The sequence below is a fragment of the Paraburkholderia sp. BR10882 genome (assembly GCF_040948855.1).
Lineage (GTDB): Bacteria > Pseudomonadota > Gammaproteobacteria > Burkholderiales > Burkholderiaceae > Paraburkholderia > Paraburkholderia nodosa_A.
The window spans coordinates 154,788-169,525 of the sequence record NZ_JBFPKP010000013.1 but is presented as its reverse complement, the minus strand read 5'-3'; the positions used below and the strand labels follow the sequence as shown (position 1 = coordinate 169,525).

The following is a 14,738-nucleotide window of genomic DNA, read 5'->3' as shown; positions in this document are numbered from 1 at the left end:
GCGCAAACGGAACGACTGACGTGAAACCACTGATCCTTTCGCATTTCACCGCTACCAGCTGCCTCGGGCGCGGGCTCGACGCGACGCTCGACGCGCTGCGCGGCAAGCGCGGGGGCCTCGCGCGCTGCGACTTCGCGCGCGCGGACCTCGATACGTGGATTGGCGAAGTGGCGGGCCTCGAGAGCGAGACGCTACGCGCCGACCTCGCGGACTATGCGTGCCGCAACCACCGTCTCGCGCAGATCGGCTTCACGCAGGACGGTTTCGCCGAACACATTCGGGCCGCCGTCGCGCGCTATGGCGCCGAGCGGGTGGGCGTGTTCGTCGGCACCAGCACCTCGGGCATTCTCGAAACCGAAAACGCCTACCGGCAGCGGGACCTGGAAAGCGGCGCGCTCAAGCCGGGCTTTCATTACGCGCAGACGCACAACCCGTTCGCGCTGGCCTCGTTCGTGCGCGCCTATTTTGGCCTGCGCGGCCCGGCCACGTCGATTTCTTCCGCCTGTTCCTCGGGCGCGAAGGTGTTTGGCTCCGCCCGCCGTATGATCGAGGCGGGGCTGATCGATGCGGCCGTGGTGGGCGGCGTCGATTCGCTCTGCCTGACGACGCTGTACGGTTTCAACTCGCTCGAACTGCTTTCGCGCGATCCGTGCCGCCCGTTCGACGTGAACCGCAACGGCATTTCGATTGGCGAGGCCGCGGCGTTCGCCTTCCTCGAGCGCACGCCCGACACGCTGGACGACGACGCCGTCCTGCTCCTCGGCGTGGGCGAATCGAGCGACGCGCATCACATGTCGTCGCCGCATCCCGAAGGGCTCGGCGCGCGCGCCGCGATGGCGCAGGCGCTTTCCACCGCGGGCGTGGCCCCAGACGAAATCGGTTACATCAATCTGCATGGCACGGCCACGCCGAGCAACGACGTGGCTGAAAGCCGCGCGATCAACGCACTGTTCGAGCGCACGCCATGCAGCTCGACCAAGGGCGCGACGGGGCATACGCTCGGCGCGGCGGGTGCGCTCGAAGCCGTGATCGCGGCGCTCGCGCTGCGCCATCGTTTCGTGCCCGCCGGCGTCAACACCACGCAGCCGGACGCCGCGCTCGGGCTCGACTACGTGCTGGAAAGCCGCGAAGCGCAAATCGGCGCCGCACTCAGCAATTCATTCGGTTTTGGCGGCACGAACTGCAGCCTCCTGTTCGGGCGCGCGGACCGCGCACATCACGGATGACCGATATGAAACTTTCCGTATTCATCGAAAGCGTCGGCGTGATCGGCCCGGGTCTCGCCAACTGGCCGCAGACGGCCGACGTGCTCGCCGCGCGCGCGCCCTACGCGAGCGCACGCACGGTGCTGCCGCCGCCGGAGGGGTTGCCGGCGGCAGAGCGCCGCCGCACCGGGGCCGTCGTCAAGACCGCGCTCGCCGTGGGCCACGAAGCGGTCGCGGCGAGCGGTCGCGACGCGACGACGCTTGCCGCCGTGTTCGCGGCCTCGGGTGGAGATGGTCAGAACTGCCACATCATTTGCGACGCGCTGGCAAGCGACGACCGCCTGCTTTCGCCCACGCGTTTTCACAACTCGGTGCATAACGCGCCCGCGGGCTACTGGAGCATCGCGACGCGCGACCGGGCCGCATCGAACGTGCTGTGCGCGCACGACGGCAGCTTCGCAGCGGGGCTGCTCGAAAGCGCGTGTCAGGTGGCCGTGGATGGCGTGCCCACCTTGCTGATCGCCTACGACGCCGACTATCCCGAGCCGCTGCACGCGTTGCGTCCCGTGGCCGATGCATTCGGCGTCGCGCTCGTGCTCGCGCCGCAGGCGAGCGCGACGACGCTCGCGCGCCTCGACGTGACGCTCACCGAAGCGCTCGCGACGCCGCTCGCCTCGCCTGAACTCGAAGCGCTGCGCACGAACAATCCCGCCGCGCGTGTGCTGCCGCTGCTCGAAGCGCTCGCGCGCATCGATGCATCCGGCCAGCCTGCGAGCGTGGTCATCGACTACATGCCCGAGCTGCGTGTGCAAATCGACGTCGAGCCCGTGGATGCGTCTGGAGAGGGGGCATGACGACGCAAGCCATTCTGCCGGCTACGCTCGCGGACGTGATCGCGAACGCCGCGCCGGGCGCGCCGCTCGACCGCGCATGGATCGCGGCGCGCATACCGCATAGCGGCGCGATGTGCCTGCTCGACGCGGTACAGTCATGGGATGAGACGCGTATCCGCTGCATCGCGACCAGCCATCGCGATCCGCACAATCCGCTGCGCTCGCGCGGCCGCCTTGCGGCGGTGTGCGGCGTGGAGTACGCGGCGCAGGCCATGGCGGTGCATGGCGCGTTGCTCGGCGCACTGGACGGCGCAGAGGCCGAGCGTCCGCGCGTGGGTTTTCTTGCGAGCGTGCGCACGGTAGTGGCGCATATCGAGCGCCTCGACACGCTCGCCGCGCCGCTCGCGATCGAAGCCGAACGCGTGAGCGGCAGCGGCAACACGGTACTCTATGGTTTTACGGTGCGCGGCGAGGGCCGCGTGCTGCTTACGGGACGCGCGGCAGTCATGCTCGACGCGTCCGCAGTCATTCGATGACAATACAAAAGGGAGCCCGATGATGAAATCCAAACGGTTCATACTTGCCGCGCTCGTGCTGGGCATGGCCAGCACGATGGCGCACGCCGACCTTCACGAAGTGAAGGAGAACATCAAGCACGACTCGAAGGAAGCGGCCACGAAAACCGGCCACGCCGCACGCGACTTCGGCCACGCCACCGCGCACGCGGCGAAGACGGTGGGCCACGGCATCGCGCATGCGTCGCGCGAAGGTTACGAGGCCACCAAGCGCGCGACCAAGCGCGTGTTCCACAAGGACGGCAGCGGCGAAAGCAGCGAGAAGAGTCAGGCGTAAGGCGTTTTTTGCGATGCACCGGCGCGCGTAGGCGTTTACCCTCGCGAACCCCTACGTGCCGCCCATACCCCTCCACCCGGCGCGCCTTCCCGTCCGCGCCCTGTTATCCGGCTCGCCGCCGGCCCGTGCCTTTCGCCCCAACGCTTCAAGAATCGCGCCGCCCTTGCCGTTAACGCAGGGGCGGCGCAATCGCTCGCCTGACGGCGAGCGGTTTGCCGCGCACCACATTAGAGATCGAGCCGGCCGCGGGCGCTACCTTGCACCACAGGCACCGCGGCAACAAGAGGGGAAGAAGGTATGGTCTATTCCCAAGCGGCGGCAGCGTTCGACGCAGCGGGATCACGGGGCGGTCAGTCGGAGGTGTCGAAAGAATCGGACGGGGCAACCAGCGGGGCCGCGAACGGAACCGATGCGGCGCTCGCACAGGAGCGCAGCGTATTGCGGCTGGTGTCGCGCAGCATGCCGCTGCCGGAACTGCTGGCGGAAGTCTGCTGTCGCGCCGGGCGGCTGCTGGGCGCGGGCGCAAACTGTGCGGTCCTGCAACTCGATGCCGACGGCCAGCGCCTGCGCATCGGCAGTGCGCCGAACTTGCCGGCGCAGTATCACGCCGCGTTCGACGGCACGCCGGTCGGTTCCGGCACGAGCCCGTCCGGCACGGCGATCGCCGAGCGGCGCACGATATGCGTGGAGGACTACGAACTCGCGCACGAGTGGGGCGAGTACCGCCGCATCGCGCTCGACAGCGGCCTCCGCGCGGTCTGGACGACGCCGCTCGACGACGACAACGGCGGCGTGCTGGGCGCGCTCGCCGTGTACCAGAGCCGGCCCTGGCGGCCCAGCGCGGCCGAGGAGGCGCTGCTGTGCGACATCGCTCACAGCGTCGCGGCCATGCTCAACCAGCAGACCATGGCCGAGCGTCTCGCGCTCAGCGAGGAGCACCATCGCCTCGTGGTGGACCACCTCAACGAAGGCATCGTGATGCAGGCCCGCGACGACACCGTGCTCGCCTGCAATCGCAGCGCGCGGCGCCTCCTGCGCCTGCCCGAGCACGCTGTCGGCATGAGCATCATGCAGGTGATTCCGCGCGTGCTCGACGAAAGCGGCAAGCCCCTGCCCACCTCGAAGCGCCCGAGCATGAAGGCGCTCGAGACGGGCAAGCCGGTGCTCGGCGAGACCGTCGGCCTCGAACTCGCGGACGGCGAGATCGTCTGGGTGAGCGAGAACGTGCTGCCGATCTTCCGGCCCGGCGAAAGCGAGCCGATTTCCGTGGTGGTCTCGTTCACGGATATCGGGCCCGTGCGCGAGGCGCAGCAGCAATTGCGCTACCTCGCCACGCGCGACGCGCTCACAGGCCTGTACAACCGCACCTTCCTCGCCGATCGCATGCACGCGATGCTGGAGCGCGCTACGTGTTCGGCGAAGCCGGCGCTCCTCTTCGTCGATCTCGACGGGTTCAAGAAGGTCAACGACACGGGCGGCCACGAAGCCGGCGACTCGCTGCTGCGCGACGTGGGGCGGCGCCTCACCGGCTGCGTGAGCGAGGGGGACACGCTCGCACGCGTGGGTGGCGACGAATTCGTGATCGCGGTGTGCTGCTACAAGGGCGTGGACGACCTTGTCGCGCTTGCGCAGCGCGTGCTCGGCGCGCTTGCCGCGCCGTTCGCGGTCGCGGGCAACGAGTACTACCTGGGCGCCTCGATCGGCATCAGCCTGTATCCCGACGATGGCCGCAGCGCCGCCGCACTCATGCGCAACGCCGACTCGGCCATGTACGCGGCCAAGCAGCGCGGCACCAACCAGTTCCAGTTCTTCACGAACGAGTTGCGCCAGCACCTGCAGCGCCGTTTCCAGATCGAGCGGGGGCTGCGCCGCGCGCTCGCTTCGGGCGAACTGCGCCTCGTCTATCAGCCGATCGTGGATGGCGAAAGCGGCCGCATGATCGGCGCCGAGGCGCTGCTGCGCTGGGAGAGCGAGGAGCTCGGCCAGGTCTCGCCGGTGGAGTTCATCCCCGTGGCCGAGGACACCGGCATGATCATCCCGATCGGCCAATGGGTGCTCGAGCACGCGTGCCGCCAGGCCGCGCAGTGGCGGCGCCTCTTCGCGCCCGACTTCGTCATGGCGGTCAACTTCTCGCCGCGCCAGATCGCGGACGGGCTGGTCGAACAGGTGGAGGGGTGCCTCGCGCGCACGGGCCTCGCGCCCGACGCGCTCGAAGTGGAGATCACCGAAGGCATTCTGATGAGCGACAGCCAGAGTGTGCTGCCTCTCCTGCACGCGCTGAACGCCATTGGCGTGCGCATTTCAGTGGACGATTTCGGCACCGGCTACTCGTCGCTTTCGTATCTGAAGCGCTTTCCGCTGCACCATCTGAAGGTCGATCGCACGTTCGTGGCGGGTCTGCCCGACAACCGCGACTCCGTGGCGATCACCTCGGCCGTCGTGGCGATGGCGCATTCGCTCGGCATGCGCGTGACCGCCGAAGGCGTGGAAACGCCCGAGCAGGCGTCGTTTCTGCGCTCGCTGCGCTGCGAGCGGCAGCAGGGCTACCTGTTCGGCAGGCCGGTGAGCGCCCAGGGCTGCGCGGCGCTCCTGCGCGAGCATGCTGCTGGCCGCGTGCGCGAGGGCGTGTGAGCGTGTCCTCATCCGGCACGCTCGTGCGGGAGCGGCAGGCTCAAGATTTCCCGCGCCAGGCCGTAGACGTTGGCAGAGAGCGGATGCCGGACGCATCGCGCCACACGTAAAGGACACCAGAGAATCATGGATAGCGGCTTCGCAATCGACGAACGAACCCGCCTGACGAGCACGAACCAGTTCGAGCTGCTGCTTTTCCGTCTCGGCGCGGCGCCGGGCAGCGACGTTGGCGAAGTCTTCGGCATCAACGTTTTCAAGGTACGGGAAATTCTGAGCATGCCGGCGATCACGCCGATCGCGGCGTCGTCCCCCTACGTGCTGGGCGCGGCGAACATCCGCGGCCAGGTGATGCCCGTGATCGACCTGCCGCGGCTCATGGGCTGCGAGCCGGCCACGGGCCTGAACATCCTGCTCGTGACCGAATTCGCGCGTTCCACCCAGGGCTTCGCGCTCGAAAGCGTGGACGAGATCGTGCGGCTCGAATGGAGCCAGGTGCTGACCGCCGACGTCACGATGGGCAACCGCGTGACGAGCATCGCGCGGCTCGAGAACGACCCCGAGAGCAAGAAACTCGTGCAGGTGGTGGACGTGGAGCAGGTGCTGCGCGACGTCTTCCCGGCGCAGCACGGCGCGGTCGTGCCGGAGGACGTGGGCGAGCCCGCGATGATTCCGCCGGGTGCGAAGGTGCTGGCCGCCGACGACTCGGGCTTCGCGCGCGAGCTGATCGGCCAGAGCCTCAAGGCGCTCGGCGTGGAATACACGATGGCGAAGACGGGACTCGAAGCGTGGAAGCAGCTCGACGAGATTGCCAGGAACGCGGAGCGCGACGGCGTGCGCGCGAAGGATCGCATTGCGCTCGTGCTGACCGACCTCGAAATGCCGGAGATGGACGGCTTCACGTTGACGCGCAAGATCAAGGCGGACCCGCGCACCGTGGATATTCCGGTGGTGATTCATTCGTCGCTCACGGGCACGGCGAATGAGGCGCACGTGAAGAATGCAGGCGCGAGCGGCTACGTGGCGAAATTCGCCGCCGGCGACCTCGCGGGGGCGATTCGCAGCGCGCTCGCCGGCAAGCCCATTTACGCCTGATTTCATCAGCGGATGTTCGCGCCGGTGCGCAATGTCTGCGCAAGATCGCCGATGGCGATTACGGCAACCTCGGTGACGCTTCAACGCTGGCCGAGCCGCGTGTCGTGAAGGAGTCGATCGATCGTCGCGTCGCTCAGTCGTGCATTAGCGCATCAACACGCGAACAGGCGCCCCAGCTGCGGCTCGCTATCCTGCACCCCCGCGAGCCGCAGCGCGTGCCACGCCATCGCGTAGTTGCTCGACAGCACGGGCTTGCCGGTCTGCGCCTCGATCTGAGGCACGAGCGCGGCCACGCGCAGGCTGGTGCACGACACGAACACCGCATCGGCATCGTCGTGGCGCGCCAGCGTTTCTATCGCACTGCGAATCGAACCCGCATCGATGCGCGCCACCTCGTTGTCGTCCGCGTGCTCGAACGAAGCCATGCGTGTGACGGCCACGCCGCGCGCCTCGATGTAATCGCGCATGAAGTCGTTGATGGTGCGCACGTAGGGCGTAAGAAGCGCCACGCGGCGCACCTTGAGCGCCATTAGCGCGGCGAGCGCGGCCGTGATCGGCGTGGTGCAGGCAATATCGGGCCGCGCCTCGCGGATGCGTGCCGCAACCTTGTCTTCGCCTATCACCATCGAAGCCGACGTGCAGCCGAACGCCACCACGTCGAGGCGCTCGCCGGGCAGCATGAGGCTCACGGCGGGGGCGATGCGCGCCTCGATTTCCGCGAGGCGAGGCGGCGTGATGTCCGGCGAATTCTCGAGCCGGCTCTCGTAGAACGCCACGCCCGGCTGGCGCAACAGATCGCGCCATTCGTATTCGATCGTATGATCGGTGGCCAGCACGACGAGGCCGATCGCGGCGCGGCCGGCAATGCCGCCGTCGAGCGCGAAGCCGAGCTTCGTGTAGGCATCCTTGTGATCTTGCGGCGGTGCGGTAATGGTCATCTCAGCATCAATCCCGTCATGTCGAGTTCGGGCTCGCGCCCGGCCATGATGTCGGCGAGCAGTTTTGCGGTGCCGCACGACATGGTCCAGCCCATGTGTCCGTGACCCGTGTTCAGAAAGAAGTTGCGATGGCGCGTGCGGCCGATCAGCGGCGTGCCTTCGGGCGTCATCGGCCGCAGCCCGGCCCAGTACGCCGGCTGCGTGTAGTCGGCGCCCTGGGGAAAGAGTTCGCGCGCCGCCTGCATCATGGAAGTGAAATCGGCGGGCGTGTGGCGCGTGTCGTAGCCCGCGAAATCCGCGGTGGCCGTGAAGCGCAGGCGCGCGCCAAAACGCGCCCATGCCACGAGGTGATTCTCGTCGACGCCACCCATCTCGGGCGGCCGATGCCCGGGCCCGCAGGGGAACGTGGCCGAATAGCCCTTCACCGGATAGACCGCGATGCGATAGCCGAGTGGCCGCGCGAGGATCGGCGACCAGGAGCCGAGCGCGAGCACGTAGTCGTCGCCCTGAATCATGCCCGCGCTCGTGCGCACGCCGGCAATGCGGTCGCCGGTGGCTTCGATGGCCTCGATCGGGGCATCGAACACGAAGCGCACACCCATACGTTCGCAAACTTCCTTGAGCCCGCGCGTGAAGCGGTGGGCGTCGCCGCTTGCGTCGCTGGGGCAGTAGATCGCGCCCGCGATGCGCTCGCGCGCGTGGGCGAGCGCCGGTTCGCGTGCTGCAACGGCGGCGGCGTCGAGCGTTTCGAGCGGCAGTCCGTTTTCCACGAGGATCGACATGTGGGCGCGGCCGCGCTCGAACGAGGCGGCGTCGCGATAGAGATAGAGCAGGCCGCGGCTGATGAGGTCGTATTCGAGCTGCTCGCGCGCCGTCACCTCCTGCAGTTGATGCTGCGAATAGCGGCACAACTTGACCTTGCGCGAGGTGTTCTCGCGCGAGCGCGCCTCGGTGCAGTTGAGCAGGAATTGCGCGCACCAGGCCCACATATGCGGATCGGCCTTCAGGCGCAGACGCAGCGCCTGGCCTTCGACGAACAGCGATTTGAGCAGGATTTTCGGCGCACGCGGCGAGGCCCACGTGTACGAGTGCCCCGGCGCGACGAGCCCCGCGTTGGCGAAACTGGTTTCGAGCGCAACGCCTGAGCGTCGCTCGATAACGGTGACGTCGCGGCCGTCGCGCGCAAGGTAATACGCGCTCGTGACGCCCGCGATGCCGCCGCCCAGTACGATGGTCTTCATTCGCACCCCTCCATGCGTGTATACAAATTACCTTCACGCTGCCGCGAGCGCACGTAATTTGTATACGCGCATACCCTAGGCAGTTAAACGGTGACGTGCATCTATCATGGATAAGTCGTTATGCGCCGGTCCCATGCAAGCCGCGCGCCATGAGCGCGCGAGACCTGCAGGGCATCGCACTGGACGAATTATTTCGTTTCGCTAACTGACCGCGCGGGCTCGCCTGCGTTGCGGCATCGCCCGGTCGGGTCCACGCTCAGGAGCCGCTCACATGAATCCTCAGAACAATGGCGCGCTGCACGCAACCCTCGCGCTCACGCTCTTCTCGCTCGCCGCGCTGGCGCCTGGACTCGCCCAGGCGCAGACCATCAAGATCGGCGTGCCGGTGCCGCTTTCGGGCAGCAGCGCCGCAGCGGGCACGGATATCCTGAACGGCGCGAAGCTCGCGGCCGCCAAAATCAACGCGGCGGGCGGCGTGCTCGGCAAGCAGATCGAACTCGTGCCCGAAGACGACGCATGCGACGCGCAAACGGCGGTACAGGCCGCGCAGAAGCTCGTGGACGCGGGCGTGGTTGCCGTGGCGGGCGGCTACTGCTCAAGCGCGGCACTGCCCGAGTTGACCGCATTCCATCGCGCCGGCATTCCCTACGTGCTCGATGCCTCGACCAATCCGAAGCTCACGGAAATGGGCTACGACAATGTGTTCCGCACGATTGGCCGTGACGACGAGCAAGGGCCTTTCGCGGCCAGCTTCATCAAGAATTCGCTGCACGCGAAGCGCGCGGCAGTGATCGACGACAACACGACCTACGCCAAGGGTCTCGCGCAGAACACCGTGGAATCGCTCAAGAAGATGGGCGTGGACGTGGTCTATGCCGACTCGATCACGCCGGGCCAGATGGATTATTCGCCGACGCTCACCAAGGTTTCCTCGCTCAAGCCGGACGTGATCTATTACACGGGCTATTTCTCCGAAGCGGGTCTGCTCGTGAAGGAAGCGCGCCAGGTGGGCCTGAAGATGACCTTCATGGGCGGCGACGGCACCAATGACCCCACGCTCATGAAGACGGCAGGGCCAGCCGCCGACGGCATGATCATCACGACTGCGCCGCTCGCACAGTTCCTTCCTGGTGCGCACGACTACCTCGATCAGTACAACAAGAGCTATGGTCAGGGGCCGGGACCGTACTCGGTGTACGAGTACGACGCCGTGGGCGTGACCGCCAAGGCCATCGCCGACGGCAAGTCGGCAAAGCCCGCAGACATCAGCGCCGCGCTGCACAAGATCACGGACTACCAGGGCGCCACGGGAACGATCGGCTTCAATCCGAAGGGCGACCGCAGCCGTGCCGTGTACATCACGGTCGTCGTGCATAACGATCAGTTCGAGCCTTACCAACGCCAGGATGCCAGCGGCAAGTGGGTGGCTATGAAGTAAGCGTACCGGGCCGCTCATGAGCACCTTCTTCCAGTTCGTCATCGAGGGGCTGACGATCGGCTCGTTCTACGCGCTCGTCGCCCTCGGCTACACGATGGTCTACGGCATTATCCGGCTCATCAACTTCGCACACGGGGATCTCTTCATGGTGGGCGCGTTCGTGGGCTGGACCGCGCTCGCCGCGCTCGCGGCCGCTCGCCTGCCGCTCGCGCTCGCGCTGTTCGTGGCCTTCGCGGTGGCCATGCTCGCGACCGGCGTGCTCGGCGTGGCGATCGCGCGCGTGGCCTATCAGCCGTTGCTGCGCGCGCCGCGCCTGTCCATTCTCATTACGGCGCTAGCCGTTTCTCTGCTGCTGGAGAACGGCGTCCTGATTGCCTACGGCGCGGGCTTTCGTACGTACCCGCACCTGCTCACGCATACCGGCTTCGACGTTGCGCAAGTGCACATCACGTTCGCGCAGATCGGCATTATCGCGGCCAGCTTCGCGCTGATGATCGCGCTGTATCTGTTCGTACACCATACGTTCGTCGGTACGGCCATGCGCGCGCTCGCCATCGACCAGGATGCGGCGCGGCTCATGGGCATCGACGTCGAGCGGCTCATCCAGCTCACGTTCTTCATCGGCTCGGCGCTCGCCGCGGTCGCCGGCGTGATGGAAGGGCTCTTCTACACGCAGATCAACTTCTTCATGGGCTTCGTGCTCGGGCTGCGCGCGTTCACGGCGGCCGTGCTCGGCGGCATCGGCAATATACCGGGGGCGATGGTGGGCGGCTTCCTGATCGGTTTGCTGGAGGCGTTCGGCGCGGGGTATGTCTCCTCCCAATGGACCGATGTGTTCGTGTTCGGTGTGCTGATCGCCGTGCTCGTGGTGAAGCCCACCGGGCTATTCGGTGAACGCGTGGTCGAGAGGATGTGAGACATGCGCGCGCGGGCCACGGACACTTCATGGGTCGTTTCCGGCGTGCTGCTCGCGTTGGCGATCGCGCTGCCCAAGTTCGCGAGCGGCTATGTCGTCGATGTCGGGCTCACCATCATCACCTACGCGATTCTGGGCCTCGGGTTGAACATCGTCGTGGGCTATGCCGGGTTGCTCGACCTCGGCTACGCGGCGTTTTTTGCCATCGGCGCCTATACGACGGCGCTGCTGGAAACGCTGCTGCACTTCTCGTTCTGGGCGACGCTGCCGTTCAGCCTGGTGTTCGCGGGCGCTTCCGGCGTCGTGATCGGCTACCCCACGCTGCGCCTGCGTAGCGACTATCTCGCCATCGTCACGCTCGGCTTCGGCGAGATCACGCGCATCGTTGCCACCAATCTCGACATTACCGGCGGCCCGAACGGCATCTACGGCATCGAGCCGCCGAGCCTGTTCGGCTTCGAATTCAGTTCGCCGCGCTCGGTGTATGTGCTGGGCATGGCGTTCTTCATCGTCGTGCTGGTGTTCGCCGTGCGGCTCGGACGCTCGCGCCTCGGCCGCGCTTGGACCAGCATCCGCGAGGACGAAGCCGCCGCCGAAGCGGTGGGTGTCGCGACCCTGCGCGTGAAGATGCTTGCCTACGTGATCGGCGCACTGATCGGCGGCCTCGCGGGCAGTCTGTTCGCCGCGCGCTTCGGCACGATCGACCCCACGGCGTTCACCTATCTGCAGTCGGTGACGATTCTCATCGTCGTCGTGATGGGGGGGCGCGGCAGCATTCCCGGCGTGATACTCGGCGCGCTGATCGTCGCGGGGCTGCCGGAAATGCTGCGCTTTTTGAACCTGTGGCGCATTTTCGGCTTTGCCGTGGCGCTCGTCGTGCTCATGTTGTTGCGTCCGCAAGGATTGTGGCCGGCGCGCGTGAGGCGTGCCGCGCCGCGGCCCGAAGAGGAAACGGTGGCGCACGAAGCGGAAGCCGCGGAAGCGGCGGGCAAGGAAACCGAGGCGGCCGTTTCCCTCGCCGATAGCGGCGGCCTCGAAGCCGCCGCCGCGCGCGAAACCCTGCTCGAGGTGCATGACCTCGAGCGCCGCTTTGGCGGCGTGCGCGCGATTGGCGGCATTACCTTCCAGGTGCGCAGCGGCGAAATTCTCGCGTTGATCGGCCCGAACGGCGCCGGCAAGACCACGGTGTTCAACTGCCTGACGGGCGTAATCCGGCCGAGCGGCGGCCGCCTCGTCTGGCGCGGCGAGCCGCTTGGCGGCGGCGCGCCCCATCGCAACGTGCATCGCGGCATTGCGCGTACGTTTCAGGGCATTCGCCTGTTTAACCATATGAGCGCATTCGAGAACGTGCTGATCGGCATGGATCATCGCCTGCACACGGCCCTTGTAGCGGAACTGGTGGGCACGCGCGCCGCGCGCGCCGAGGCGGCCGAGCACGGCGCGCTCGGGCAGCGCTGGCTCGATCTGGTGGGGCTCGGCGCGCGGGCGAGCGAATATGCCTCGGACCTTCCCTATGGCGATCAGCGCAGGCTGGAAATCGCCCGCGCGCTGGCGAGCCAGCCACGCTTGTTGCTGCTCGACGAGCCCGCCGCCGGCATGAACCCAACCGAAAAGCACGCGTTGATGGCGCAGATCCGCCGCATCCGCGACCTGGGCGTGACCGTGCTGCTGATCGAACACGACATGGCGCTCGTGATGGGCGTGTCCGACCGCATCATCGTGATGGACCATGGCGAGATCATTGCTCAGGGCACGCCCGCGCAAATCCAGAACGACCCGGTGGTGATCGACGCCTACCTGGGCACGGCGGAGGAAGACGACGGACCCGACGCCACGGACGGGGAGAAGTCGCTATGGGGGTAGAGACGTCCGACAAACTCCTCGACGTTCGCGACCTGCGCGTGAACTACGGCAACATCGAAGCGCTGCACGGCGTTTCGCTCGATGTCGAGCCGGGCGAGATCGTCGCGCTGCTCGGGGCCAACGGCGCGGGCAAGACCACGACGCTGCGCACCATCTCCGGACTGCTGCGTCCGCGCGGCGGCAGCATCGGGTTCGAGGGGCAGGCGCTCGTCGGGCTGCCGTCGCATCGCATCGTCGCGCTCGGGATCGGGCACGTGCCGGAGGGGCGCCGTATCTTCGGCGGGTTGACGGTCGAGGAGAACCTGCGCCTGGGCGGCTACCTGTTGCGGCGCGATGCCGGCGCGCTCGATCAGGGCATTGCTCAGGCATACGAAACATTCAGCCGGCTGCGCGAGCGCAAGGACCAGCTTGCCGGCACGCTGAGCGGCGGCGAGCAGCAAATGCTCGCGATTGCGCGCGCGCTCATGCTCAAGCCCAAACTCGTGCTGCTCGACGAGCCTTCCATGGGGCTCGCGCCCAAGCTCGTGCGCGCGATCTTCGAAGTGATCGCGCGCATCAGCCACGCGGGCACGGCGGTGCTGCTCGTGGAGCAGAATGCGCGGCAGGCGCTGCGCATCGCGAACCGCGCCTATGTGCTGGAAGGCGGCCGCGTGGCGCTCGCGGGTTCGGCCCATGAACTGGCCGACGACAACCGCGTGCGCGCCACCTATCTCGGCGGCAGCGCGGCGGCGCAGGAGGGCGGGGCCGTCTAAGGGCACCAGATCGGTTCTCTGGAAAATTCATTATTCATATAGAGAATCATTATCGTTCGCATTAGCAATTAATCATCATCCGATGCAAAATACGAGACAGCGCGGGCCGACGCATCGGGCATAAATTGCGCAAAACGGACATTTTTCTGGAAAATGAGCGAAGGAATATTCGATCGTGGATCAAATATGGCGGCGACCGCTTGAAATCCCGCACCGCAAGCTCGAACGGCCAATCGTGGCGGCAAGCTACCAGTACGACGCTGCCCATAAGGGATCGTGGCTTTCGCACGATCAGGGGCGGTTCGTCTTTACGGAGAGCGGGGTGCTGCGTGTGACGACGCCCAGCGGCATGTGGACGCTCGGGCCGCAGCGCGGGCTGTGGATCGCGCCGCGCGTGCGCCACGAATTGATCGCGACGACCGCGGTGAGCCTGCATAGCGTGTCGTTCGAGCCGCAGGCGTCGCCGTGGCCGGAATCCGCATGCCATGCGATGCGGGTTTCACCGCTGTTGCGCGAACTGGTGGCCGCGCTGGTCGAAGACCGCGAGCGCGGCCCGGAGTGCCGCTACGCGCTCATTACGCCGCTGTTGCTCAGCGAAATGCGCAATGCGCGCGAGGCCTTAGGCGGCGGGTTGCCGCTGCCGCTCGACCGGCGCTTGCGGCAGATTTGCGATTTCCTGCTGGCGGCGCCTGCCAACGGCGACTCGCTCGCGACCTGGGGCGAGCGCGTGGGGGCAAGTGAACGCACGCTCGCGAGGCGCTTCAAGGACGAGACCGGGTTGACGTTCGGCCACTGGCGCCAGCAGCTGCGCATCGTCGAGGCCGTGTCGAGGCTCGCCCAGGGCGTGCGCGTGGCGGAGATCGCGGCCGAGCTCGGCTATGCGAATTCGAGCGCGTTCATCTCCATGTTCCGCAAGACGATGGGCGAGCCGCCCCAGCGGTATTTGAAAAGCGAGCCGCGTTGAAGGCGTTTGCCGT

At 67.1% G+C, this 14,738-nt stretch carries 13 protein-coding genes; 11 read left to right on the top strand and 2 right to left on the bottom strand.

The window, feature by feature from the left end; genetic code table 11:
- Positions 1 to 20: 20 nt before the first annotated feature.
- The 6 genes from AB3X99_RS28360 to AB3X99_RS28335 all read left to right on the top strand — a co-directional run bounded on the left by AB3X99_RS28360 (position 21) and on the right by AB3X99_RS28335 (position 6,613).
- The gene (locus tag AB3X99_RS28360; RefSeq protein WP_368618789.1) at positions 21 to 1,226 is read left to right on the top strand and encodes a beta-ketoacyl-[acyl-carrier-protein] synthase family protein; all 1,206 of its coding nucleotides are present in this window, start codon (positions 21 to 23) and stop codon (positions 1,224 to 1,226) included.
- Positions 1,227 to 1,231: 5 nt separating this feature from the next.
- A complete protein-coding gene (locus AB3X99_RS28355; protein ID WP_368618788.1) occupies positions 1,232 to 2,059 on the top strand; it encodes a beta-ketoacyl synthase chain length factor in 828 nt (275 codons plus the stop codon).
- On the top strand, positions 2,056 to 2,574 hold the full coding sequence (locus AB3X99_RS28350) for a hotdog family protein (protein ID WP_368618787.1): 519 nt from the start codon (positions 2,056 to 2,058) through the stop codon (positions 2,572 to 2,574). The genes AB3X99_RS28355 and AB3X99_RS28350 overlap by 4 nt, the downstream gene beginning before the upstream one ends.
- A gap of 22 nt (positions 2,575 to 2,596) precedes the next feature.
- Entirely contained in the window at positions 2,597 to 2,890 is a 294-nt protein-coding gene (locus AB3X99_RS28345; RefSeq protein ID WP_028202427.1) for a hypothetical protein, read from the top strand.
- A gap of 297 nt (positions 2,891 to 3,187) precedes the next feature.
- Positions 3,188 to 5,521 carry a putative bifunctional diguanylate cyclase/phosphodiesterase gene (locus AB3X99_RS28340; RefSeq protein ID WP_368618786.1) on the top strand — a complete coding sequence of 778 codons (2,334 nt, stop codon included), beginning with the start codon at positions 3,188 to 3,190 and terminating at the stop codon, positions 5,519 to 5,521.
- 126 nt (positions 5,522 to 5,647) lie between these two features.
- Positions 5,648 to 6,613, top strand: a complete 966-nt coding sequence (locus tag AB3X99_RS28335) for a chemotaxis protein (RefSeq protein ID WP_368618785.1) — start codon at positions 5,648 to 5,650, stop codon at positions 6,611 to 6,613.
- Positions 6,614 to 6,765: 152 nt separating this feature from the next.
- On the opposite strand, the gene AB3X99_RS28330 is transcribed toward AB3X99_RS28335, so the two are convergent.
- Together AB3X99_RS28330 and AB3X99_RS28325 are read right to left on the bottom strand one after the other, a co-directional pair.
- Complete coding sequence (locus AB3X99_RS28330; protein ID WP_368618784.1) at positions 6,766 to 7,551, bottom strand: aspartate/glutamate racemase family protein; 786 nt, start codon at positions 7,549 to 7,551, stop codon at positions 6,766 to 6,768.
- Entirely contained in the window at positions 7,548 to 8,792 is a 1,245-nt protein-coding gene (locus AB3X99_RS28325; RefSeq protein ID WP_368618783.1) for a D-amino acid dehydrogenase, read from the bottom strand. Before AB3X99_RS28325 ends, AB3X99_RS28330 begins: the two co-directional genes overlap by 4 nt.
- A gap of 271 nt (positions 8,793 to 9,063) precedes the next feature.
- Between AB3X99_RS28325 and AB3X99_RS28320 the strand changes: the two genes are divergently transcribed.
- The 5 genes from AB3X99_RS28320 to AB3X99_RS28300 all read left to right on the top strand — a co-directional run bounded on the left by AB3X99_RS28320 (position 9,064) and on the right by AB3X99_RS28300 (position 14,725).
- Positions 9,064 to 10,230, top strand: coding sequence for a branched-chain amino acid ABC transporter substrate-binding protein (locus AB3X99_RS28320; protein WP_342949047.1), 1,167 nt, complete (start codon positions 9,064 to 9,066; stop codon positions 10,228 to 10,230).
- Positions 10,231 to 10,246: 16 nt separating this feature from the next.
- Positions 10,247 to 11,146 carry a branched-chain amino acid ABC transporter permease gene (locus AB3X99_RS28315; protein WP_069265809.1) on the top strand — a complete coding sequence of 300 codons (900 nt, stop codon included), beginning with the start codon at positions 10,247 to 10,249 and terminating at the stop codon, positions 11,144 to 11,146.
- Positions 11,147 to 11,149: 3 nt separating this feature from the next.
- Positions 11,150 to 13,009: an ATP-binding cassette domain-containing protein gene (locus tag AB3X99_RS28310; RefSeq protein WP_069265810.1), complete on the top strand. Its 1,860-nt coding sequence runs from the start codon at positions 11,150 to 11,152 to the stop codon at positions 13,007 to 13,009.
- Positions 13,000 to 13,761, top strand: a complete 762-nt coding sequence (locus AB3X99_RS28305; protein ID WP_069265811.1) for an ABC transporter ATP-binding protein — start codon at positions 13,000 to 13,002, stop codon at positions 13,759 to 13,761. Before AB3X99_RS28310 ends, AB3X99_RS28305 begins: the two co-directional genes overlap by 10 nt.
- 175 nt (positions 13,762 to 13,936) lie before the next feature.
- Positions 13,937 to 14,725, top strand: coding sequence for a helix-turn-helix domain-containing protein (locus tag AB3X99_RS28300; RefSeq protein WP_368618782.1), 789 nt, complete (start codon positions 13,937 to 13,939; stop codon positions 14,723 to 14,725).
- Positions 14,726 to 14,738: the final 13 nt, after the last annotated feature.

Coding starts and splice junctions, on each gene's coding strand:
- AB3X99_RS28355 (WP_368618788.1), top strand. CDS start 1,232: ATGAAACTTTCCGTATTCATCGAAAGCGTCGGCGTGATCGGCCCGGGT.
- AB3X99_RS28350 (WP_368618787.1), top strand. CDS start 2,056: ATGACGACGCAAGCCATTCTGCCGGCTACGCTCGCGGACGTGATCGCG.
- AB3X99_RS28345 (WP_028202427.1), top strand. CDS start 2,597: ATGAAATCCAAACGGTTCATACTTGCCGCGCTCGTGCTGGGCATGGCC.
- AB3X99_RS28340 (WP_368618786.1), top strand. CDS start 3,188: ATGGTCTATTCCCAAGCGGCGGCAGCGTTCGACGCAGCGGGATCACGG.
- AB3X99_RS28335 (WP_368618785.1), top strand. CDS start 5,648: ATGGATAGCGGCTTCGCAATCGACGAACGAACCCGCCTGACGAGCACG.
- AB3X99_RS28330 (WP_368618784.1), bottom strand. CDS start 7,551: ATGACCATTACCGCACCGCCGCAAGATCACAAGGATGCCTACACGAAG.
- AB3X99_RS28325 (WP_368618783.1), bottom strand. CDS start 8,792: ATGAAGACCATCGTACTGGGCGGCGGCATCGCGGGCGTCACGAGCGCG.
- AB3X99_RS28320 (WP_342949047.1), top strand. CDS start 9,064: ATGAATCCTCAGAACAATGGCGCGCTGCACGCAACCCTCGCGCTCACG.
- AB3X99_RS28315 (WP_069265809.1), top strand. CDS start 10,247: ATGAGCACCTTCTTCCAGTTCGTCATCGAGGGGCTGACGATCGGCTCG.
- AB3X99_RS28310 (WP_069265810.1), top strand. CDS start 11,150: ATGCGCGCGCGGGCCACGGACACTTCATGGGTCGTTTCCGGCGTGCTG.
- AB3X99_RS28305 (WP_069265811.1), top strand. CDS start 13,000: ATGGGGGTAGAGACGTCCGACAAACTCCTCGACGTTCGCGACCTGCGC.